We start from the raw sequence: 22,556 nt of genomic DNA on the forward strand, positions 1-22,556 counted from the left end.
CCTAGACTGCATCGCGCAAGGTAAAGGCGGGTATGAAGGCGTCCATTTCCGCCTCGACGGCCTCGATGATGCGCTCTACATCGGCGGCGGCCATGATCGCTGCACAGGGGATGCCCGCAATCGCCAGCAGGGTTTCACCGCTGGCGCGGTCGAACAGCCGCGCGACCATGCTGCGTGGCGCATCCATGCTGGCCTCGAAACCCAACGGATGGAAATGCCAGCGCATCACCTGGCAGGCGTTGGGGAACGTCATCTTGTTCATGCCAGCCTCCTTGTCCGTACCTGGACGTGATGAGCGGGTGGCCACATCGATGCGGCCGCCGGGAAATTAAAGATAGCACCTGCTACGCGCGATTTTCGCTTGCAAGTACGACAAATGTGCGAATGCTTGACACTGGTCACACCCTTGTCATGGGCGCAGTGTGACGACTGGCTGCATGGCAAACGTTTTCCCGGCCGCAAGGTGCCAGGTAACCATCGGGTTTGGTGACGTTCGCGGACGTTCGACGCGCAGGTTTTTCAGACGAGCGGCTTGGTTAACCCAGCAACCCGGCGGCGATGTTGATAGTGAACCCCAGAATTGCCGTATTGAACACGAAGCCCACCAACGAATGCGCCAGCACCACCCGCCGCAACCCACGCCCGGCGACACCCACGTCCGAGGTTTGCACCGCCACGCTGATGGTGAACGAGAAGTAGTGGAAGTCCCAGTAATCCGGGTTGCGCTCGCCATCAGCGAAGCGCAGTGGGGGTTCGTGGTTTTGCCCGGTGTAGAACAGGCGGGCGTAGTGCAGGGTGAATATGCAGCCGATCAGCAGCCAGGAACCGGCGACGGTCAGGCCAGTGTAGAGATAGTGCACGGCCAGGGCCGTGCCTTGCAGGCCGCGGCTGGAGACCAGTTGCAGGGTGACCGCGGCAAGGCTGGCGATGGCGGCGATGCACACGGTCAGCAGGACCAGGCCTGCGTTCTCGTCTTCGACGCCGGCGACCTTGCGGACCTTTTCCGGGCTGGCTGTCCAGCTCAGGTAGAGCACCAGCAGCAGGTACAGCCACACCCCCAGGTTCCAGCCAGCGAGGATGTGCTGCACGGTATCACCGGCGGGGATCAGCCAGGCACCAGCGAGGCCGACTGCAGCGGCGAGGCTCAGGCGGGGGTGTGTGCGGGTCAGGCGATGGAAAGCCATGGGGCCTCATTCACAAGGGGTATGGCTTGTACTCTAGACCGTCATAGGGTTGGGCGGGATGTGCAATACCCTGCAGGGGCTGGGGTTTCTTTGAGTCCCCCATCGCACGGCATTGCAACTCTCAGTACACTGCACGTTCCAACACCAACATCCGTTGAACTCGAGGTTTTTGCATGACGCTCAGTCCTTTGGCAGGCAAGCCGGCTCCAGCCAGCGTGCTGGTCGATATTCCCCGGCTGCTTACCGCCTATTACACGGGCCGCCCAGACGCTGCCGTGGCGGCCCAGCGCGTGGCCTTCGGCACCTCGGGGCACCGGGGCAGTTCGCTTGAATTGAGTTTCAACGAGTATCACGTCCTGGCCATTAGCCAGGCGATTTGCCTGTACCGCCAGGAAAAAGGCATCGATGGCCCGCTGTTCATCGGCGCCGATACCCACGCCCTGTCAGCGCCGGCGACCGCCAGCGCCCTGGAAGTGCTGGCCGCCAACGGCGTGCAGGTGATGCTGTCCAAGGATGACGAATACACGCCGACGCCGGCGGTTTCCCACGCCATCCTCTGCCACAACCGTGGCCGCACGCAGGGCCTGGCTGACGGTATTGTCATCACCCCGTCGCACAACCCGCCGCAAAGCGGTGGCTTCAAGTACAACCCGCCCAACGGTGGCCCGGCCGACAGCGACGTGACCAAGTGGATCGAGGGCAAGGCCAACGAGCTGCTGGCGGCTAACCTGGCGGGCGTCAAGCGCATGGACCATGCCCAGGCGCTGCAGGCGCCGACCACCCACCGCCACGATTACGTCAGCAACTATGTGGCCGACCTGGAAAACGTCATCGATTTCGATGTCATCCGTGGCGCCGGGTTGCGCCTGGGCGTCGACCCGCTGGGCGGGGCAGGGGTACGCTACTGGTCGGCCATTGCCAAGCACTACCAGCTGGACCTGGAAGTGGTGAACACCGAGGTCGACCCGACCTTCCGCTTCATGACCGTCGACTGGGACGGCCAGATCCGCATGGACCCTTCCTCGCCGTATGCCATGCAGGGCCTGATAGGCCTGCGCGAGCGCTTTGACGTGGCCTTCGCCTGCGACCCGGACCACGACCGCCACGGCATCGTCACCCCTGACGGCCTGCTGCAACCCAACAACTACCTCGCCGTGGCCATCGACTACCTGTTCCGCCACCGTCCGCAGTGGCGCACCGACGCCGCCGTGGGCAAGACCGTGGTCTCCAGCGGCCTGATCGACCGCGTTACCCAACGCCTGGGCCGCGATCTGTATGAGGTGCCGGTGGGCTTCAAGTTCTTCGCCCAGGGCCTGTTCGACGGTTCGCTCGGTTTTGGTGGCGAAGAAAGTGCAGGGGCTTCGTTCCTGCGCCGCGATGGCTCGGTGTGGGCCACCGACAAGGACGGGTTAATCCCGGCCTTGCTGGCCGCCGAAATGACCGCCCGTACCGGGCGTAACCCGAGCCAGGCTTATGCCGACCTGACCGAGGCACTGGGCAAGCCGTTCGCCACCCGTGTCGAGGCCAAGGCCGATGCGCGGCAGAAGGCGTTGCTGAGCAAGCTGGCGCCGGAGCAGGTGAAGTCGACCGAACTGGCCGGTGAGCCGATCGTGCAGATCCTCAGCCACGCCCCAGGCAATGGCCAGGCGATTGGCGGGCTTAAGGTGATGACGGCCAATGGCTGGTTCGCCGCGCGCCCGTCGGGTACTGAAGACATCTACAAGATCTACGCCGAAAGCTTCATCGACGAGGCGCATTTGCAGCGTCTGGTGCAGGAAGCACAAGTGCTGGTCGATGAAGCCATTGCCTGACCGGTAACAAACCGCTTGGTTCTGTGGTGTGATGTAAATTAGAATTAATCTTATTTACTCCGCCGCAGGACCCTCCTCATGATCGACGCCGCGCCGCCACCGGAGCCTGGCCTGCCTGCCCTGTACCGGGAGCATCGCGGCTGGCTTGAAACCTGGCTGCGCCGGCGTATGGGCAATGCCTGGGATGCCGCCGACCTCAGTCAGGATACTTTTCTGCGCATCCTGGCCAGCGCCCAGCCGCTGGCAGACATACGCGAACCGCGTGCCTACTTGCTGACCGTGGGCAAGCGTTTGCTCAGCAATTTCCACCAGCGACGTAGCCTGGAGCAGGCCTACCTTGATGCCTTGGCGCAGTTGCCCGAGCAACACGTGCCGTCGCCAGAACAGCGCTGGGTACTGCTCGAAACCCTGCAAGCACTGGATGAATTGCTCGACGGCCTCAAGCCGCCGATACGCAAGGCCTTTCTCTGGAGCCAGCTGGAAGGCTTGGGCTACGCCGAGATTGGCCAGCGCCTGGGCGTCTGCCAGCGCTCGGTGAAACGCTACATGGCGCAGGCTTACGAACATTGCCTGTTGGCCGAGTTGCAATGAGCCCCCACCCCCCAGAAACCCGCGAGGCGCTGCGTGCTGCAGCCCGTTGGCTGGCATTACTGGATTCTGGCGACGCAAGCGAATCTGACCTGCAGCGTCTGGCGCAATGGCGCGCCAGCAGTCACCTGCACGAAGACGCCTGGCAAAAGGCATCGCTGCTGCGAGCGCGGTTTGCCGGGTTGCCCGGCGCATTGGCGATGGCCGCTCTGGATCGCCCGGATGCCGGTCGTCGGGTACTGCTCAAACAAGCCCTGGGTGTGTCGGTGTTGTTGCCGATGGCCTGGCTGGTGAGCCGTGAGCTGCCGCTGGATGCCTGGACCGCCGACATGCGCACCGCGGTAGGAGAGCGCAGGCAGGCACTGCTGAGCGACGGCACCTTGTTGCAGTTGAACACCGACAGTGCGGTCGATATCGAGCTGGGTGCAGGCCGCGTGGCACTGCTGCGCGGTGAAGTGGCCGTCAGCGTGCCCGCTAACCTGAGCCTCACCTTGCAGGTGCCTTATGGCCGGGTGGTGCTCAGTGAGGGCGAGGCGTGCCTGCGCCTGCTTGATGAGGCTTGCCGGGTGTCGGCGATCGAGGGTTCAGTCAGCCTGCAGCCGTTGCGGGGTCCAGCCGTGATGCTACAGGCCGGCCAACAGGCCAGTTTGCAGGCGGTCGGCGTTGGCCCTGTCAAAGCGTTCGACGCATGGCAACTGGGCTGGCGCGAAGGTGCGCTACGGCTGGACGACCGCCCGCTGGGCGAGTTGCTGCACGAACTGCGCAGGTATCGCCCCGGCGTACTGCGCTGGGCACCAGAACTGGAGCGCTTGCGTGTTACCGGCACGTTCCGCCTTGACGACACCGACCGGGTATTGGCCCTGCTCGCCGCCAGCCTGCCGTTGCAGGTGCAGACCCGCACGCGTTATTGGGTGAGCCTGGCCGCACGAGAAAATCGAGCATGAGGCTGTCCCCTTTTTTTCACTCGCCGGTCATTACCGGTAGGAGAAAATAAAAGGGGAGCCTTGTTCAATGCCTGCAGTAAAATCTTGCCGCCTGCGCCCACTGGCGCGCGCAGCACATCCATTGTTCGCGATAAGCCTGCTGTTGTGTGCACCCGCCTGGGCCGATGAGCCGGCCCGGCGTACGTTCCAGGTGGCGCCAGCCAGCCTGGGTGCCGCTTTGACCCATTTCGCCGACCAGGCCGGTGTCAGCCTTTCGCTGGACCCGGCATTGGTAGAGGGCCGGCAAAGTAACGGCTTGTCCGGTCGTTACAGTGTCGATGAAGGCTTCAACCAGTTGCTGCGCAGTAGCGGCCTGCAGGCGCTACCAGTGGGTGAGGGGGCCTTCACCCTGATGCCAGCCCCCCAGGCCAGTGGCGCGCTGGAAATCGCCCCCACCCGCATCGTCGGCGGCCTGGCCGCAGGCAACGAAGCGCAGCCGTATGCCGGTGGCCAAGTGGCACGCCAAGGGGCACAAGGCTTGCTCGGTTCGCGCGACTTCATGGAAACCCCGTTCAGCATCACCAGCTACACCAGCGACCTGGTCAAGAACCAACAGGCGCGCACCTTGGGCGAGCTGATTGCCAGTGACCCTTCAGTGCGTGCTACCAACCCGGCGGGCGGGCGTTTCGAGCAGTTCACCATTCGCGGCTTCAGCCTGTTCAACAGTGATGTGGCCTACAACGGTCTCTATGGCATCTTGCCGACCTATTCGATCGACATGGAAATGGCCGACCGGGTCGACATCATCAAAGGCCCCAGCCAGTTGATCAACGGCATTTCGCCGCGTGGCAGCGTGGGCGGCGGTATCAACGTGCAGCCCAAGCGAGCCGCTGACAAGCCGATCACCGAATTCACCGGCAGCTACGCCTCGGCCGGCCAGGCTGGCGGCGCAGTGGACATCGGCCGTCGCTTTGGTGAAGGCCAGCAGTTCGGCGTGCGCTTCAATGGCGTGAAGCAGGCCGGTGATACCGAATGGGACCACCAGCGCGTCGACCGCGAAATGGCGGTGCTGGGCCTGGATTTTCGAGGCGAGCGCCTGCGTCTCTCGGCAGACCTTGGCCACACCGAGCGCGATACCGACGCCCCGCAGGAGCGTGTGCTGGTTGGTGCCAATGCCAAGGTGCCCAATGCCAATGACGTACGCCACAACTACGCCCAGGCCTGGAGCAAGGCGCGTACCAACGACACCTTCGGTGCGCTGAACGCCGAGTACGATATCAGCGAATCGCTGCTGGCCTATGGTGCGGTCGGTGCGCGCAAGAGCAACCACGACTTCCTGCGCCATAACGTGTCGATCACCAACGATGCCGGCGACTTCACCGTGCAGCCGCGTGACTTTACCCGGGACGAGTCGGTGCGCACCGCCATGGCCGGTTTACGTCACTGGCTCCATACCGGGCCGGTGAGCCACGAGCTGAACCTGGCCGCCACCTATTACTACATGGACTTCACCAACGGCGGGGCGCGCTATGCCTCGGCGCCGAGCAACCTCTACAACCCGGTGGCCGCACCGACACCCGGTACGCCAACCCGCCTCGACCCCGAGGTCTACACGGAAAACCGCTTCTCCGGCGTGGCCCTGGCCGATACCCTTGGCTTTTTTGACGACCGCCTGCTGTTGACCCTGGGTGCGCGCTGGCAACGGGTGCAGGTGGATGACTGGAGCGACGGCGTCAAAGGCGATACGGGCTATGACGAAGAAAAAGTCTCGCCTTCTGGGGGCGTATTGCTCAAGGTCACCGACCAGCTCTCGTTGTATGCCAACTACATGGAGGGCCTGAGCCAAGGCAAGATCGCCCCCTCGACCTCGATCAACGAAGACCAGATCTTCCCGCCGTTCACCAGCCGCCAGATCGAGGTGGGTGCCAAGTACGACCTCGGCCAGGTGGCCTTTACTGCCAGCGCCTTCCGCATTCGCCAGCCGGCCTACGAGACCAACCCCGCCTCGCGGGTGTTCGGCCCCAATGGCAAGCGTGACAACCGCGGCATCGAGCTGAGTGTGTTCGGTGAGCCGGTGCAGGGCGTGCGAGTGTTGGGTGGGGTGATGTATATCGACAGCGAGCTGACCGACACCGTCGGCGGTGCCTACGATGGCAACCGTGCGCCGGCCACGCCCGAATACAACGTCAATCTGGGGGCTGAATGGGACGTGCCAGGGGTGAGCGGGCTGACCTTCACAGCGCGCGGCATTCACTCCAGCTCGCAGTACCTGGACCAGAACAACAGCAAACGCATCGACGGCTGGGAGCGTTATGACCTGGGCGCACGTTACGCCTTCAAGGTAAACGCCACCGAGGTTACCTTACGGGCCAGTGTCGAGAATGTGCTCGATGATCGCTACTGGAGCTCGGCAGGGGCGTCGGATGACAGTGAGCCGGGGTTGACCCTGTCCACCCCGCGGACCTATCTGCTCTCGGCCACGGTCGGCTTTTAAACCGTACCCTTGTATACCCAGCGGGAGCGGACGTGCCCGCGAATCTGGCGACTCGGTGCATGGCACCGGCTTCGGCAGTGTTCGCGGCTGAAGCCTTTCCCACAGGGGAGCAGTTGCGTAGATGATCAGCCCGGCGCAAGCGCCCGCCCCAGCTTCTGCGCCTGCCCCTGCAACACCCGCATCAACTGCAGCGCTGCATGCGAGGGCGGCTCGAAGCGCGAATAGACGAAGCTGATATCGAAGTGAATCTCATCGGCCAACGGCACCACCGCCAGCCCGCTGTCCTGTGCAACGAACTCGTCGATCACGCTGATGCCCATGCCTTGCTTGACCAACGCCACAGCCTCGTTGGCATTGGTGAACGACAACAGTGATTTCAGCTGTAGCCCGCGGCGCCCGATGTGTTCGGCCAACAGCTTGCCAAACGGCATGTCGGGCCGGAACAGCAGCAACGCATGGCCCTCCAGCTGCTGCAGGGTCAGCGCGGGCTGACCGGCCAAAGGGTGACCCGGCGGCATCACCACTACCATGCGTCCACGCATGAACGCTTGCGAATGCAGGTGGTCGTGCACCACCGGCAGGGCGGCGATCGACAGGTCGACCTTCTTCGACAAGATCTGGTTGGGCATTTCGCCCATCAACGAGGTTTGCCACTCGATATTCAGTGACGGTGATTCACGCTTGAGCTGGGCCAGGGCCATCGGGATCACCACCGTGGACAACGATGCACTGCACGAGATACGCAACTTGCGCTGGCCGCCAGCGCCCAGCGCCAGGGCACATTCGTTGACCTGCAACGCTGCCTGGTACACCCGCTCGACCTCGCGAAACAGCACCTGCGCTTCGGCCGTCGGCACCAGGCGGTTGTTGACGCGCTCGAACAGCGGGTAGGCCAGGCGCGCTTCGATGTACTGAATCAGCTTGCTCACCGCCGGCTGCGACACATACAGCAATTTGGCCGCCGCACTGATCGAGCCCGTCAGCATCACCGCCCTGAACACTTCCATGTGCCGCAGCTTGAACACCATGGGGCTTGCGTCTGCGCCTTCGTTGCCAAGCAGCATGTGTATTACCTTCGGTTATGGTTTTCGCCATCTGGGTATGAGCGTCAAAGCCGGCCACACAGTATCGTTAATCCCAGCCTAACTGCCCTTGCGGCGCACAATAACAAGATCTGCAGACAAGCGCAGTGGCGCTTGACGGGAGTGCTGCGTGAACATATTTGACGAAGCGAAGATCGATTGCCATAACCATCTGTTTGACCCCGCCCGTTTCCCCTATCACCCCGATGCACCCTACGCGCCCTCCGGCCAGGAGGTCGCCACCCAGGCGCAGTTCACCCGGGTGATGGAGGCTTACGGCGTGCAACATGCCTTGCTGGTGGGCCCCAACAGCGGCTACCACACCGACAACCGCTGCCTGCTGCATGCCTTGGCCAGCGGGCAGGGGCGGTTCAAGGGGGTGGCGGTGGTCAAGGCGGACATCAACCTCGACGCGCTGGCGGCGTTACAGGCGCAAGGCGTGGTGGGTATCGCCTTTAACCCCGCGCTGTACGGGGTAGCCAGCCTCAAGGGCGTTGACGGGCTGTTCGGCAAGCTCGCCGAGCTTGGCATGTTCGCCCAGCTGCAGGTGTGTGACGACCAGTTGCTGGACCTGCACAGCCTGCTGCAAGGCTCGCAGGCTCGTCTGTTGATTGACCATTGCGGCCGCCCGGATGTCGCTGCCGGTGTGCAGCAAGCCGGCTTCCAGGCGTTGCTGCGGCTGGCCGACAGCGGCCGCGCCTGCGTGAAGCTGTCAGGCATGCAGAAGTTTGCCGCAGCGGATGCCTTGTTCGAACAGAGCAGTGCATACGTGCAGGCCCTGCTCGAAGCCTTTGGCGCCCAAGCCTGTGTGTGGGGGTCGGACTGGCCGTTCATTCGCCAACCCGCGCGGGTGGACTACGGCCCGCTACTGAAGCTGGCCGAGCGCCTGATGCCGGATGCCCGGCTGCGCCGCACAGTGATGTGGGACACCCCTCGGCGATTGTTCGGGTTCGCCTAGCCCCTCCGTTGTTTGCCCTTCCAACAACAAGCGCGCAATCGTGATGAACACTGAACAGAACACCCGTCCCGGGCGGCATCCTCCATGGCCTGGAGGATCGTCTCGGCTAGCGCCCCAAAGGGCATGTGACCTGCGTTGCTTGCCGGATATTCCTTCTGTCGAAAATGGAGCTGAACAATGAGCCAGTACCTGCAAGGCCAAACCGCTATCGTCACCGGTGGCATGCGTGGCATCGGCCTGGCGATTGCCCGCCGCTTGCATGTCGCCGGCGCCCAGGTGGTGATCTGGGACCTTGCCGTCGATGGCTGGAACAGTACGGAAAACGGCTTCGAGCCGGTGCTGCGCCAGGCAGTGGATGTGTCGTCGCTGGCCTCTGTGGAGGCGGCTTTTGCCCAGACGCTGGCGCGTTTGGGGCAGGTGCAGATCTTGGTCAACAATGCCGGCATCAACGGCCCGGTGGTGGCGTCTTGGGAGTACCCGCCAGACGCCTGGGACAAGGTCATCGCCATCGACCTGAACGGTGTGTTCTATTGCTGCCGCACCGCCATCGCGCACATGCGTGAGCGCGGCTACGGGCGCATCGTCAATATCGCCTCCATGGCTGGCAAGGAGGGTGTGCAGTACATCTCGGGCTATTCGGCAGCCAAGGCCGGGGTCATCGCCTTCACCAAGGCGGCAGCCAAGGAGCTGGCGCAGGATGGCGTGATGCTCAACTGCGTGGCACCGGCGATGGTCGAGACGCCGCTGATGGCCGAGATGACGGCCGAGCATATTGCCGCGAGCAAGGCCAAGATCCCCATGGGGCGCTTCCTCAAGGCCGAGGAGATTGCCAACATGGTCAGCTGGATCGCCGGGCCTGAGTGCAGCTTTACCACTGGCTTTGTGTTTGACCTCAGCGGCGGGAGGGCGACCTACTGAATGGACTGGGTGTGGTACGCCCGATGGCGTTGGAGCTGCGCCGGGTAGCCAGCCACGCGCGACCTGCGGGCGACGTTTCAGTGTGCAAGTGCCGTCGTCCGTTGGCGTGCCCGCACCTCAGCGCTGGCAAGCTACGGCACGGGCAACACAGGCGTGGCTGGACGGGCAGGTGGCAGTCACCCGCCGTCATTCAGGCCTGTGGTCATTGCTGATCGGGTACCACGGCGATCACGTCGATCTCCATCAGCCACTCGGCCTGGGCCAACCCGGCCACCACCAACCCGGTGGAAATCGGGAACACGCCCTTGAGCCACTTGCCCACCTCTTTGTACACCGGCTCGCGGAAGCGCGGGTCGGTGATGTAGGTGGTGGTCTTGACGATGTGCGACAGCTCCGAGCCGGCTTCTTCAAGCAGTTGCTTGACGTTCTTCATCGCCTGTTCGGTTTGTGCGCGCGGGTCACCCAGGCCTACCAGCTTGCCTTCGAAGTCGGTACCGACCTGGCCACGCACGTAGATGGTATTGCCCGCCCGCACGGCCTGGCACAAGTCGTTGTCCAGGGTCTGGTTGGGGTAGGTTTCCTTGGTGTTGAACATGCGGATGCGAGTATGGGTAGGCATCAGTGGGCTCCGAGGGTGCTGACATTGCTGATCTTGGCGGTTTGCTGCTCATCCGCTGCGCGTTGCTCGCGGTCGCGGTAGGCGGTGTAGGTACGTTGCGTGGCGATGTGGCCGGCGACGTGCTTGGCGTCGTGCCACACCCCCCAGATGAACGATGAACCACGGCGCGACAACCACGGCAGGCCGAGGAAGTACACGCCCGGTTCACGGGCCACACCACGCTGGTGCTGGGGCTTGCCGTTGGCATCGAAGGTGTCTACCTGCAGCCAGCTGAAGTCCACGCCGTAACCGGTGGCCCAGATGATGCTGCTGACGCCGGCCTTGGCCAGGTCCAGCTGCTGCAGCGGGTTGCGCATGCACTCCGGGTCGGCCAGGCGCTGGCGGGCTTCGTGCTCTTCCGGCAGGTCCAGGCCGTTGCGTTCGATGTAGGCATCGGCCGCATCCAGCAGGGCCAGGTAGTTGTCGTCGCCGCGGTTGATGTTCTCGACCAGGTTGTCCTGGAAGCGCGCGACGCCGTTTTCGAACGACTGGGTCAGGCCGACCAGGGTCATGCCCTGGTGGGCGAGGGCGCGGAAGTCCACGGTGTGGCCACCACGGGCGCCGCTGACTGCGATGGTCACATGCTCGCGACCGGGCTTGGCAATTTCCGCGTCCCACTCGCCCAGCACGCCCAGCCACCAGCAGAAATCGCGGTTGCGGTAGGCACGCGGCGGGCGGTCGTGGGCGCCGACCGACAGGTACACCTGGCGCCCGGCGCGCATCAATTCCTCGGCAATCTGCACACCGGAAGAACCGGCACCGACCACCAGCACCGCGCCTTCAGGCAACTGCTCTGGGTTGAAATAAGCGGCGGAATGAATCTGGTGCAGGTTGCTGTCTTTCGGCGCGATGGCCGGGATCACCGGTTTCTGGAACGGGCCGGTGGCAGCCACGACGCGATTGGCGCGAATCACGCCTTCACTGGTGTCGATGGTGAAGCCAGGACGGTCGCTGTTACGCACCACGCGCTTGACTTCAATGCCGGTGCGCACGGGCAGGTTGTACTTGCGTACGTACTGCTCGAAGTAGTCGGCCACCTGGTCCTTGCCGGCGAATGCATCAGCGTCGAGGTTGAATTCCAGCCCCGGGAAGCGGTCGTGCCAGGCCGGGCCGTTGGCGACCAGCGAGTCCCAGCGGCCGGTACGCCAGGCCTGCGCGATGCGGTTGCGCTCCAGTACCAGGTGCGGCACGCCAAGCTTGCTCAGGTGTTCGCTCATGGCCACGCCGGCCTGGCCGGCGCCGACGACGAGGGTGTCGATTTCGAGGTTGTTCAGTGTCATGTCCGAGCCCTTGTTCAGGCGGTTTTTGTCAGGTCGGTTTGGAGGACCGCCGTTACCTGGAGCCAGACTAGGGATGCCGTGGAAATGGCGAAAATAGTATTTAGCTGGTGCTTGCCGATAAAACGGCGAAGGCCTTGATTTCTCTGGTCTGTGGGGCAGGTTGGCCGGGTGGGTGGCGTGGTTTTTCGAGCGGGTGCAGAGAGCGGGCCCGTGAGCCTAGTTTTTTCCTGCCTACCCCCTCGGAAAAAGGTCGTTTCGCCCGCCCGAAGGTTCCACTCAGAATGCCGTGTATCGCACAGCACAACAGGAACCATGACATGACGTTCTCCATCATCGGTCGTTGCCAGGAAACCGGCCAGGTCGGTATCGCCATCAGCTCGTCGAGCATCGCCGTGGGGGCTCGTTGCCCCTGGGTGCGTGCCGGTGTGGGCGCGGTCTCGACCCAGAACATCACCCTGCCGGCGCTGGGCCCGCAGATTCTCGATGCCCTGGAGCATGGCCAGTTGCCGCCCGCCGCTGCGCTGGACAGGGTGCTCAGTGCCAATGGCTGGAGTGAGTACCGCCAGGTCACGGTGATCGACAGCCACGGCCAGGTGGCCCTGTTCACCGGGCGGGAAGCCTTGGGCACACACCATGCAATGGCCGGCGAACAATGCGCGGCGGCCGGCAACCTGCTGTCCTCGATCCAGGTGATCGAAGCCATGGTGCTGGCCTTCGAGCAGGCCGGCGGCCATTTGGCCGACCGCCTGCTGGCAGCCATGCACGCGGCGATGGCAGCGGGTGGCGAAGCCGGGCCCGTGCACTCGGCGGCGCTGAAGATTGCTGGCGAGCTGACCTGGCCGCTGGTGGACCTGCGCGTCGACTGGGCCGATAGCGACCCGATCGGCGTGCTCGATGGCCTGTGGCAAGCCTATCGCCCGCAGATGCAGGATTACGTCACCCGCGCCCTCAACCCGACCGCCGCGCCAAGTTATGGGGTGCCGGGCGATGAGTGAATTTGCCAGTCGCGCACTGCTGGCCCGGCTGATCGGCTTTGCCACGGTGAGCCGCGACTCCAACCTGGCGCTGATCGGTTTTATCCGTGATTACCTGGCCGAGCTGGGGGTGGCGTGCGAGCTGTTCCATAACCCGGAGGGCACCAAGGCCAACCTGTTCGCCACTATTGGCCCCAGGGATGTGGGTGGTGTGGTGCTGTCCGGGCATACCGATGTGGTGCCGGTGGATGGCCAGGCCTGGACGGTCGAGCCGTTTGCCCTGAGTGAGCGTGACGGCCGTCTGTATGGCCGCGGCACGGCCGACATGAAAGGCTTTATCGCCTCGGTGCTGGCTGCTGTGCCCGCGTTTCTCGCGCAGCCGCTGCGCATGCCGGTACACCTGGCATTTTCCTATGACGAAGAAGTCGGTTGCCTGGGCGTGCGCTCGATGCTGGCTGCCCTCGAACAGCGCCCGTGTAAACCACGGCTGTGTCTGATCGGTGAACCCACCGAACTCAAACCGGTGCTGGGGCACAAGGGCAAGCTGGCAATGCGTTGCCAGGTACAGGGCGCAGCGTGCCATTCGGCGTACGCGCCGTATGGGGTGAACGCCATCGAGTATGCGGCGAAACTGATTGGCAAGTTGGGTGACATCGGCGAGGCCCTGGCACAGCCGGCCCATCACGACGAGCGCTTCGATCCGCCGTTCTCCACGGTGCAGGCCGGGGTGATCAAAGGGGGCAGGGCGCTGAACATCGTGCCGGACGAGTGCGAGTTCGATTTCGAAGTGCGCGCGCTCCCAGGGTTCGAGGCGCAGGCGGTGGCCGACCAGTTACAAACCTATGCTGAAGCCGAGTTGCTGCCGCGTATGCGCAAGGTCAATACCGCCAGCGCCATTCGCCTGGCGCCGCTGAGTGCCTATCCGGGGCTGGCGACACCGGAAGACAGCGAGGCTGCGCGGTTGGTGGCGCTACTCAGCGGCTCGGATACGTTCGGCACGGTAGCGTTTGGTACCGAAGGTGGCTTGTTCGACCAGGCGGGCATCCCCACCGTGGTGTGCGGGCCTGGCAGCATGGACCAGGGCCACAAGCCGGATGAGTTTGTCAGTGTCGAGCAGTTGCGCGGCTGTGATGCCATGCTGCTGAGGCTGGTGGACTACCTCAAGCAGGCTTGAGGGTTGCGACGGTGGATGGGCCGCAGTGCGGCCCCGATGACTCAGAAGGTCGCCTTGACCTGCAGGCCAACCACCAGTGCATTGTCGATGTCTTTGCCCGAAAACGCACCTGGCTCGATGATGTATTGCACATCCGGGCGCAGGTTCAGCCATGGCGTGGCCTGGTAGCCGTAACTCAGTTCGATCAACTGCTCGGCGCTGTCGATATCCGGGAACTGCTGGCCCGCGTTGAACGCGGCATCCTCCAGCACATCGCGGCTACGCGGGTTGGGCACGGCCCGGCCGTAACCCAGTGCCACGGTATCCTTCGGGCGGCCTTCGAATGGCTTGTACAACACCACGCCGGCGCCATACCACTTGGTGAACGGCGAAGCGGCCTTGCTCGACGCCGAGTACTGGCCGAACGCGTGCAGGCTACGGCCAGGCGAGGCTTGATCGTTCCACACCGCCTGGTCGACCAGCAGGTAGTGGCCACCGCGGCCAGACACTTCGTCGTCGCTGCCGATGCGTTTCACGTCGGAGCTGTCGTAGTAGTAGCCCAGCTTGTACTCGCCCGGCAGCTCACCTTGCAGCTTGTACACCAGTTCCACGGGTACAACGGTACCGGTGGTGTGCTTGGGCCCCAGGTGCCAGGCGCGGCTGGAGTTGCCGTTGCTCTCGGGGTCGACGTTGAACGCCGCCACGCGCAGTTGCCAGGCAGGTGACAGGTCGTACTTCACCCGCACGCCGAGGTGGGCGTTGGGGTAGTTGGTCCAGCCACTGCCGCCGGACATGTTCAGCGGGTGGCCGCAGAAGCCGGCGTTCATGAAGTTGCACAGGATGCCGCTGTCCAGGCCGCCGAGGTCGTTGCCCATGGCCATGTAGCCGAGCTTGACGTTGAGCGCCGGGGTGAACAGCGTGCGCTCGTAGCTCAGCTCGGTCAGGCGGGTGTACAGGCCGCCGAAGTTTTCCTGGATTGGCAGGCGGTTGCCTACCAGGTCTTCCGAGGCGCTGTTACCGCGACGGTCGTTGATGGTCAGCTGGACCTTGCCGCCGTTGTCCAGACCGTACAGTTTCGACAGGTCGAACTGCACACCCAGCTTGACGTTCTGCGAATAGCGCGCCGAACGGTGCAGGCCACCGTGGGCGTTGTAGGCGGTTTCACCGCTGTAGTCGCCGGTGATCTTGACGCCGTCTTCTTCGAGTTGATGGCGCAGGCCGCCCCAGTCACCGGTCAGGGTGCTGCGGGTCATGAGGTCGTCGCTGGCAAGGGCAGTGGTGCTGGCCAAGGCCAGCAGCAGGGTGGGGGTGATGCGAGTTGCGGATGGCATTACAGAATCTCGGGTTGTCTTTGAGGGGCATTCGCGGGCAAGCCCGCTCCTACAGGGGCCTTGTAGGAGCGGGCTTGCCCGCGAAGCAGGCGACGCGGTCTTACGGCAGAGCGTAAGAAATCACATAGTCGCCGCGGTCAGTCGACTGGCGGGCGCCGCCAGCGGTGATCACCACGTACTGCTTGCCGGTCTTCGGCGAGACGTAGGTCATCGGGCCGCCCTGGCTGCCTACTGGCAGGCGAGCCTTCCAGATTTCGTTACCGTTGCTGCTGTCGTAGGCACGCAGGTAGAAGTCCTGGGTGCCGGCGATGAACACCAGGCCGCCCTGGGTAGACAAGGTGCCGCCCAGCGTTGGCAGGCCGATCTTGATCGGCAGGTGCATGCGGATGCCGAGCGGGCCGGTGTCTTCAACGGTACCCACCGGGACCTGCCAGGCCACCTGGCGGGTTTTCATGTCGATGGCGGTCAAGGTGCCGAACGGCGGTGCCTGGCATGGAATGCCGGCGACCGACAGGAAGCGGTTCTTGTTCACGGCATACGGGGTGCCCTTGAGCGGTACCGCGCCCATGCCAGTGTTCAGTGCTTCGCCACCGGAAGCCGCGCCACCTTTGTTCTGCGACGGGATCATCTGGATCCACAGGCCCAGACGCATGTCGTTGACGAAGATGAAGCCATGCACCGGATCGGTAGAAATGCTGCCCCAGTTCATGCCACCCAGCGAACCCGGGAAGCTCAGCGACAGGTCGGTACCCGGCGCGGTGTACAGGCCGTCGTAGCGCATCTTCTTGAAGTCGATGCGGCACAGCAGCTGGTCATACGGGGTGGCACCCCACATGTCCGATTCGGTCAGGGTCTGCGCGCCGATCTGCGGCATGCCCACCGACTTGGGCTGGGTAGAGGCGTACGGCTCGTTCGGGATGTTGCTTGGCTTGACCGGTACTTCGTCGACCTGGGTCAGCGGCTTGCCGGTGGCGCGGTCGAGCACGTAGATCTGCCCAGCCTTGGTGCCGATCACCACCGCAGGTACCGACTGGCCGTCGTCCTTGGTGAAGTCGATCAGGCTTGGCTGCATGGGCAGGTCGAAGTCCCAGAGGTCATTGTGCACGGTCTGGAACACCCATTTCTGGTTGCCGGTGGTGGCGTCCAGAGCCAGCACCGAAGCGCCGTAAGTGTGGTCCAGTTTGCTGCGCTCTACGCCGTAGATGTCGGTGGACGACGAACCCATGGGCAGGAACACGGTGTTCATCGCCGGGTCGTAGGACATCGGCGCCCAGCTGTTCGGGGTGCTGCGCACGTAGGTGCTGTCGGCCTGTGGTGCCTGGCGATCTTCCGGGTTGCCCGGGTCGAAGGCCCAGCGCATTTCACCGGTGATCACGTCAAAACCACGGATCACGCCGCCAGGCATGTCAGTCTGGACGTTGTCGGCAACACGGCCGCCGACCACTACGGTAGTGCCGGCCATCAGCGGTGCCGAGGACAGCTGGTAGTAAGAGTCCGGTACATCACCCAGGCCGGCCTTGAGGTCGACCTGGCCATTGTTGCCGAAGCCCTGGCAGAACTCGCCGTTGTCAGCGTCGACGGCAATCAGGCGGCCATCGATGGTGTTGGTCAGCAGGCGACGCTGGCAGTTGGCACCGGCCGCTACGCTAACGCCGGTGATCGGCGAGCTGTTCGGCTGGGTTGGCTGGGCGATGGCGGCAGTGGCGTCGAAGTAGGCCATGCCACGGCAACGCTGCCAGACCTTGGACTGGGCGTTGATTTCGTTCTTCCACAGTTCTTTGCCGGTGTCGGCATCGAGTGCGATCAGGTTGTTGTGCGGGGTGCAGATGAACACCTTGCTGCCAATCTGCAGCGGGGTGAGTTGGTCTTCGGCACCGTTGCCGTCACTGTTCGCGACGTCGCCGGTGTGGTAGGTCCAGGCCACTTTCAGCTTGTTGACGTTGTCACGGTTGATCTGGTCCAGCGCGGCGAAGCGGCTGCCACCTTCGGTGTTGCCGTAGTGGGCCCAGTCTTTCTGTTCCTTGCCGGCTTCGACCGGGGTCATGCCCGGGCCCTTGCCGGTGGGGGCGACGCTTGGGTGGGCAACGAACATGTTGCCGACCGCGATCACCAGTACCACGGCCATTACCCCGGCGACGCCGTACGCACCGCGCCCGGCGCTGGCGCCGTTGGCACGCGCCAGCAGCGGGTAGACCAGCGCCACGACCATGCCGATTGCACCGAACATGAACAGGCGCGAGAACAGCGGCCAGAACACCAGGCCCGCATCGATCAGTGCCCAGATGGCAGTACCGACCAGGAATACGGCATACAGCCAGGCGCCCGCCTTCTTGCGGCGAGCAATGAGGACACCGGCGATGGCCATGGCCAAGCCGCCGATCAGGAAGTACCAGGAACCGCCCAGACCGGCGAGCTTGACGCCGCCAGCAGCGAGGAGGAGGCCGAGCAGGGCGATGATCACGCCCAGGCCGACCAGGATGAAGTGTGTGGCGCCAGAGGCGCGCGGTGTTTCTTTCATGCCAGGGATCTCAGCAGGTGGAATGCGCGCAGTTTAAGCCCTTAGCTTGCTAATTAACAAGTTGGTACATAATTGAGCGAGGCTGATTGTCGCAGGGCTGAACTTACGAAGATGTGGCTAAAAGTATAGATAAGGTGCTGAAAAACGCATTCAACGGGGCGTTTATGACGCCTCTTCGATTTGTATTCATGCTTTGGTCGTAAGCCCAACCTTGCACGGCGACGGGACAACTGCGCCTTGTGCACGGGCAGGCATGGCCCCTTCAGGCAGGCCATGGGGTGCTGCTGCTATAGAACACCGCGAGCCAGATGGTGGCCGTGCCGGGCGCGGTCCATTCCACGCGGTGGCGGTCGTGCGGGGGGATGTCCAGACAATCGCCCGGCGCCAGCAGGCGGGTGTGGTGCTCGTGCTCGAAACGCAGGGCGGCAGCACCACTGAGCAACATGATCCACTCGCCTTCGGCCTGGTCGTACCAGAAGCCGGGCGGGCTGGCCTGCCCGCTGGAGACGATACGCTCGACGCGGATGCCCGGGCGGCTGAGCAATTCGTCGACACGTTCGGCGCTGGCGGGATCGCAGGGCGGCAGGGCGGTCAGCAGGTTGTTCAGGGTCATGGTAAGCCTCCTTGGAAATGGGGTGATTCCACTATGGACGCAATCGCCTTGACGTGCGCGGCTTGACCCGCCCGGCTGTTTGTAAGAACTTTCCGAGTTTTGGAAGACGGGCTGAACATGGACAAGCTGCTGGCGATGAAAATGTTCGTGGCCACTGTCGATGCCCAAGGCTTTTCTGCTGCTGCGCGCAGGCTAGGGCTGGCGACATCGTCGGTGACACGTCTGGTCGATGCCCTGGAAGCGTCGCTGGGTGCCACCTTGCTCAACCGCTCGACACGGCAGGTCAGCCTGACCGAGGCTGGCGCCCGTTACTACCAGCGCGCACGGGGCATTTTTGAAGCACTGGACGAGGCTGATGCCAGCATCGCCGATCGCGGCGAGGAGCCTGTCGGTGTGCTGCGCCTGTGCCTGCCAGTGGAGTTCGGCAGGCGGGTCATTGCCCCGCACCTGGGGCCATTCCTGGCGCAGCACCCGGCGCTGGAACTGGACATCGACCTCAGTGACCGGCTGGACGATTTGCTTGACGGGCGCTATGACCTGTCGATTCGCCTGGGCGACCCCTCGCCCAATGACGAGTTGGTGTGCCGCCGGCTCGGCCGTTTTCAGCGTTGGCTGGTGGCCAGCCCGGCTTACCTGGCAGGGCGTGAGCCACTGCAGCATCCCCGGCAGTTGCTTGACCATGCCTGCCTGCGCTTTCGCTATGGGCAGAAAGCGCGCCCCTGGCGCCTGACCTGTGGCCAGGACAGCCTGGAACTGGACGTAAGTGGGCCACTGCGCAGCGCCAATGCCGACATGTTGCGTGAAACGGCACTGGCAGGCAGTGGTATCGCACTGCTGGCCGATTGGCTGGTACGCGAGGATGTGTTGGCAGGGCGCCTGCAGCGGGTCTTCCCCGACTGGCAGGCCAGTCCTGGCATGGCCAATAACAGCATCAATGCCCTGTATATGCCCAACCACCGGGGCTCACGGCGGGTAAACGCATTCATCGACTTTTGCGAAAATCTGCTCATACACGGCAACTAGTGTTGCGCAGCGCGCAAAGCCGCATTGCGCCACCGCCGGATTCTCGGCGCTGACGTCCATGGGTAAGGTGGCCGGCATATACCCACCCCTTGTCGAGGAACTTCGCATGAACCCCTCCCTTGCGACAGCGCAACCGGCAGCCGCCAGCCTGAGCCGGGCTCTGGTAGTGCTGCTGGCGTTCTGCTGCGGCGCGATCGTCGCCAACATCTACTACGCCCAGCCCATCGTCGGGCTGATCGCCCCCGACCTGGGGCTGTCCACCGAGCATGCCAGCCTCATCGTTTCGCTCACGCAGTTGGGCTATGCCCTGGGCCTGTTATTGCTGGTGCCGCTGGCCGACCTGCTGGAAAACCGCCGCCTGATGGTGGCCACCGCGGTCCTGGCGTGCGTCAGCCTGCTGCTGGCGGGCACCAGCAGCAGTGGCCAGGGGGAACTGTTCCTGGGTTACGCATTGCTGATCGGCTTCAGTTCGGTGTCGGTGCAGATGCTCATTCCGCTGGCGGCGCATCTGGCGCCGGAGCAGCAGCGTGGACGTGTGGTCGGTAACATCATGGGCGGCTTGCTGCTGGGCATCCTGCTGGCGCGACCGCTGTCGAGCGTGGTGGCCGACCACTTCGGCTGGCGTGCGGTGTTCATTGGCGCCGCCGGGGTAATGCTGGCGATCATCCTGCTGCTGTCATTGACCTTGCCGCAGCGGCGGCCCGAGCACAAAGCCAGCTATGCCGGGCTGATGCTGTCGCTGCTCACACTGCTGCGTCGTTATCCGCTGTTGCGCCAGCGTTCGTTGTACCAGGCATTGATGTTTGCAGCGTTCAGCCTTTACTGGACGGCAGTGCCGATGGCGCTTGCCGGTGAGCATGGCCTGTCACAAAGCCAGATCGCTGTGTTCGCCCTTGTCGGCGCGGTGGGTGCCGTTGCTGCGCCCATGGCCGGCCGCCTGGCCGATGCCGGGCATGCCCGGGCCGGCTCGCTGCTGGCGCTGTTGCTGGCGCCGGCGGCCTTGTTGCTGGGGCTGACAGTGCCGGGTTACAGCGTGATTGGCCTGGGCCTTACCGGCGTGTTGCTGGACTTTGCGGTGCAGATGAACATGGTCATCGGCCAGCGTGAAGTGTACGCACTGGACCCTGCCAGCCGCGGGCGGCTGAATGCGGTGTACATGACCAGCATCTTCCTCGGCGGGGCGCTGGGGTCGGCGGTGGCCAGTGCGCTGTTCAGCCAGTTTGGCTGGCATGGCGTGGCACTGGTGGGGGCGGGGTTGCCGGGTGTGGCGCTGGTTGTGTTTCTACTCAAAGCACGCCGGGGTTGAACCGTTACGCGGTGGTGGCACGGGTTTCACCCGTGTTCGCGGGCCCGCTATCGGCCAAGCGGCAGCGCCAGGCCAATCAAGGCAAACAGGCTCCCGCAGCAGCGATTGAAACCTTTGCCACCCTTGGCCAGCCATGGCCGAATGCGAAACGCCAGGCGCGCCAGCAGGTATTCGACCAGGCACTCGACGCTGGCAAAGGTCGCGGCCATCACCGCAAATTGCAGCACCAGCCCTCGCTGTGGGTCGATGAACTGCGGCAGGAAGGCACCATAGAACAGCAGCACCTTGGGGTTCGCCATGGCCGAAAGCAGGCCCTGGCGAAACAGCCCGGCATTGCCCAGCCGCGCGCTGTGCGCGGTCAGTTCCAGCTGCAGGCCTGGACTGCGCCACAGCTGAATGCCCAGCCAGATCAGATAAGCCCCACCCACCCACTTCAGGACGCTCAGCACTGCCGCCGAGGTCTGTAGCAGTGCGCTGAGGCCGAACATGGTCAAGGCGATGAGGGCGCTGAAACCCAATACCCCGCCCACGATGGTGAACAGCGTTCGCCGTGCGCCATAAAGCGCGCCATGGGTCAATGCCAACAGGCTGTTGGGCCCCGGGGTCAGCGACAGGCCGATGCTGGCCAGCAGGTAGATGAGCCAGGTGTCCAGTGCCATGTTGAAAATTGCCTTGTTCGAGAGAGGGCGTCAGTCTATGGCGCAACGCTCGAGCTGAAAGAGTATTATCTGGTCATACAAGGGTCTTTTCTGGACGTGGTTTCATGCCGCCCGACATCCGCTTGCTGATCATGCCGTTACCGGATTTTGCCCTGCTGCCGTTTGGCGCCTTCCTCGACAAATTGCGCTTCAGCGCCGACGACGAGGACTATAGCCAGCAACGCTATTGCAGCTGGACAGTGGCGGGGCTCAGCCTTGAGCCGGTACCGTCGAGCAGTGGCGCGGTGCTGCAGGTCGAGGCCATTGCCGATCAGCTCGACCTCGCCCTTTTCGACTACCTGGTGGTGTTCGGCGGTCGCAGTGCCATGGCCACCGCGGCGCTGGCGCCACGTTACCAGGCGTTGCTCAGGCAGGCCGCCAAGGCGGGAGTCAAGCTGGTGGGGGTCGACAATGGCGCCTTCCTGCTGGCTGCCTGCGGCCTGCTGCAGGGGCACAAGGTGGTGGTGCACTGGCGTCACGAAGCCGAGTTTCGTGCTGCTTTTCCGCAGTTGCAGCTGCTGCGCGAGCAGTTGTACTGCATCGATGGCAACCGCATCACGTGCGCCGGTGGCACTGCCGCCATAGACCTGGCCGTTGCGCTACTGTCACGCGCTTGCGGGCGAACCCGTGCGCTCAAAGGGCTGGCTGACATGCTGGTGGACGAGACCCGCGACAGCCGTCACGCCTTACGCTCGCTGGAGCTGGGTGCTGGTCAGGGGCGCCAGGTGCAACGGGCGCAAGCACTGATGCGTCATCACCTGGGCACACCGTTGGCCGTGGAGCAACTGGCCGCAGAACTGGGCATCAGCCGGCGTCAACTGGACCGGCAGTTCCAGGCCAGCCACGGTATGAGCACCAAGGCCTGGTGGCTGGAGATGCGCTTGCAGCAGGCGCGCTGGCGTTTGCTCAACTCCAGCCACAGCCTGGCGCAAATTGCCGATGAGGTGGGCCTGGGTGATGCCAGCTACCTTGGCAAGTGCGTGCGGCGTCGGTTTGGGTGTACGGCCCTGCAGTTGCGTGCAGGTCATTACCCGCTCACGTGAT

At 63.9% G+C, this 22,556-nt stretch carries 20 protein-coding genes; 11 read left to right on the forward strand and 9 right to left on the reverse strand.

The window, feature by feature from the left end:
• Nucleotide 1 precedes the first annotated feature (1 nt).
• Nucleotides 2-262, reverse strand: coding sequence for a DUF1652 domain-containing protein (locus I8746_RS07905; protein WP_003247746.1), 261 nt, complete (start codon nt 260-262; stop codon nt 2-4).
• Nucleotides 263-536: 274 nt separating this feature from the next.
• A complete protein-coding gene (locus tag I8746_RS07910) occupies nt 537-1,184 on the reverse strand; it encodes a DUF1345 domain-containing protein (protein ID WP_003247748.1) in 648 nt (215 codons plus the stop codon).
• A 173-nt stretch (nt 1,185-1,357) separates the two neighbouring features.
• Between I8746_RS07910 and pgm the strand changes: the two genes are divergently transcribed.
• From pgm to I8746_RS07930, 4 genes are all read left to right on the forward strand, one after another.
• Nucleotides 1,358-2,995: a phosphoglucomutase (alpha-D-glucose-1,6-bisphosphate-dependent) gene (gene pgm / locus I8746_RS07915; RefSeq protein ID WP_012052086.1), complete on the forward strand. Its 1,638-nt coding sequence runs from the start codon at nt 1,358-1,360 to the stop codon at nt 2,993-2,995.
• Nucleotides 2,996-3,073: 78 nt separating this feature from the next.
• The gene (locus I8746_RS07920) at nt 3,074-3,586 is read left to right on the forward strand and encodes a sigma-70 family RNA polymerase sigma factor (RefSeq protein WP_012052087.1); all 513 of its coding nucleotides are present in this window, start codon (nt 3,074-3,076) and stop codon (nt 3,584-3,586) included.
• Complete coding sequence (locus tag I8746_RS07925; protein ID WP_014753425.1) at nt 3,583-4,527, forward strand: FecR domain-containing protein; 945 nt, start codon at nt 3,583-3,585, stop codon at nt 4,525-4,527. The genes I8746_RS07920 and I8746_RS07925 overlap by 4 nt, the downstream gene beginning before the upstream one ends.
• 67 nt (nt 4,528-4,594) lie before the next feature.
• On the forward strand, nt 4,595-7,000 hold the full coding sequence (locus I8746_RS07930; RefSeq protein ID WP_088512714.1) for a TonB-dependent receptor: 2,406 nt from the start codon (nt 4,595-4,597) through the stop codon (nt 6,998-7,000).
• Nucleotides 7,001-7,125: 125 nt separating this feature from the next.
• Here the strand turns inward: I8746_RS07930 and I8746_RS07935 are convergent, their stop codons facing one another.
• Nucleotides 7,126-8,064 (reverse strand): LysR family transcriptional regulator, encoded by a 939-nt coding sequence (locus tag I8746_RS07935; protein WP_003247757.1) that lies wholly within the window; start codon nt 8,062-8,064, stop codon nt 7,126-7,128.
• Between the two features lie 148 nt (nt 8,065-8,212).
• Between I8746_RS07935 and I8746_RS07940 the strand changes: the two genes are divergently transcribed.
• Nucleotides 8,213-9,040 carry an amidohydrolase gene (locus I8746_RS07940; RefSeq protein ID WP_014753423.1) on the forward strand — a complete coding sequence of 276 codons (828 nt, stop codon included), beginning with the start codon at nt 8,213-8,215 and terminating at the stop codon, nt 9,038-9,040.
• Between the two features lie 177 nt (nt 9,041-9,217).
• A complete protein-coding gene (locus I8746_RS07945; RefSeq protein ID WP_192907386.1) occupies nt 9,218-9,958 on the forward strand; it encodes an SDR family NAD(P)-dependent oxidoreductase in 741 nt (246 codons plus the stop codon).
• Between the two features lie 202 nt (nt 9,959-10,160).
• Here I8746_RS07945 and I8746_RS07950 read toward each other — a convergent pair whose 3' ends face one another.
• The gene (locus I8746_RS07950) at nt 10,161-10,577 is read right to left on the reverse strand and encodes a RidA family protein (protein ID WP_192907387.1); all 417 of its coding nucleotides are present in this window, start codon (nt 10,575-10,577) and stop codon (nt 10,161-10,163) included.
• Nucleotides 10,577-11,896 (reverse strand): NAD(P)/FAD-dependent oxidoreductase, encoded by a 1,320-nt coding sequence (locus I8746_RS07955; RefSeq protein WP_221100430.1) that lies wholly within the window; start codon nt 11,894-11,896, stop codon nt 10,577-10,579. Before I8746_RS07955 ends, I8746_RS07950 begins: the two co-directional genes overlap by 1 nt.
• Before the next feature lie 317 nt (nt 11,897-12,213).
• Here I8746_RS07955 and I8746_RS07960 point away from each other — a divergent pair, with 317 nt between their 5' ends.
• Entirely contained in the window at nt 12,214-12,891 is a 678-nt protein-coding gene (locus I8746_RS07960) for a DUF1028 domain-containing protein (protein ID WP_221100431.1), read from the forward strand.
• The gene (gene argE / locus I8746_RS07965; RefSeq protein ID WP_192907390.1) at nt 12,884-14,044 is read left to right on the forward strand and encodes an acetylornithine deacetylase; all 1,161 of its coding nucleotides are present in this window, start codon (nt 12,884-12,886) and stop codon (nt 14,042-14,044) included. The genes I8746_RS07960 and argE overlap by 8 nt, the downstream gene beginning before the upstream one ends.
• A gap of 41 nt (nt 14,045-14,085) precedes the next feature.
• On the opposite strand, the gene I8746_RS07970 is transcribed toward argE, so the two are convergent.
• The 3 genes from I8746_RS07970 to I8746_RS07980 all read right to left on the reverse strand — a co-directional run bounded on the left by I8746_RS07970 (nt 14,086) and on the right by I8746_RS07980 (nt 18,485).
• Nucleotides 14,086-15,354: a carbohydrate porin gene (locus I8746_RS07970; protein WP_012052094.1), complete on the reverse strand. Its 1,269-nt coding sequence runs from the start codon at nt 15,352-15,354 to the stop codon at nt 14,086-14,088.
• Nucleotides 15,355-15,454: 100 nt separating this feature from the next.
• Nucleotides 15,455-17,872 (reverse strand): glucose/quinate/shikimate family membrane-bound PQQ-dependent dehydrogenase, encoded by a 2,418-nt coding sequence (locus I8746_RS07975; protein ID WP_014753417.1) that lies wholly within the window; start codon nt 17,870-17,872, stop codon nt 15,455-15,457.
• 262 nt (nt 17,873-18,134) lie between these two features.
• Nucleotides 18,135-18,485, reverse strand: a complete 351-nt coding sequence (locus tag I8746_RS07980) for a cupin domain-containing protein (RefSeq protein WP_003247774.1) — start codon at nt 18,483-18,485, stop codon at nt 18,135-18,137.
• Nucleotides 18,486-18,602: 117 nt separating this feature from the next.
• Here I8746_RS07980 and I8746_RS07985 point away from each other — a divergent pair, with 117 nt between their 5' ends.
• Nucleotides 18,603-19,508, forward strand: a complete 906-nt coding sequence (locus tag I8746_RS07985) for a LysR family transcriptional regulator (protein WP_221100432.1) — start codon at nt 18,603-18,605, stop codon at nt 19,506-19,508.
• Between the two features lie 106 nt (nt 19,509-19,614).
• Nucleotides 19,615-20,814 (forward strand): MFS transporter, encoded by a 1,200-nt coding sequence (locus tag I8746_RS07990; protein ID WP_017148291.1) that lies wholly within the window; start codon nt 19,615-19,617, stop codon nt 20,812-20,814.
• Between the two features lie 47 nt (nt 20,815-20,861).
• Here the strand turns inward: I8746_RS07990 and I8746_RS07995 are convergent, their stop codons facing one another.
• The gene (locus tag I8746_RS07995) at nt 20,862-21,473 is read right to left on the reverse strand and encodes a LysE family translocator (protein WP_014753413.1); all 612 of its coding nucleotides are present in this window, start codon (nt 21,471-21,473) and stop codon (nt 20,862-20,864) included.
• 104 nt (nt 21,474-21,577) lie between these two features.
• Here I8746_RS07995 and I8746_RS08000 point away from each other — a divergent pair, with 104 nt between their 5' ends.
• Nucleotides 21,578-22,555 (forward strand): GlxA family transcriptional regulator, encoded by a 978-nt coding sequence (locus tag I8746_RS08000; protein ID WP_004575299.1) that lies wholly within the window; start codon nt 21,578-21,580, stop codon nt 22,553-22,555.
• The last annotated feature ends 1 nt before the right edge of the window (nt 22,556 follow it).

This window comes from Pseudomonas sp. USTB-Z (assembly GCF_019691255.1).
GTDB lineage: Bacteria > Pseudomonadota > Gammaproteobacteria > Pseudomonadales > Pseudomonadaceae > Aquipseudomonas > Aquipseudomonas alloputida.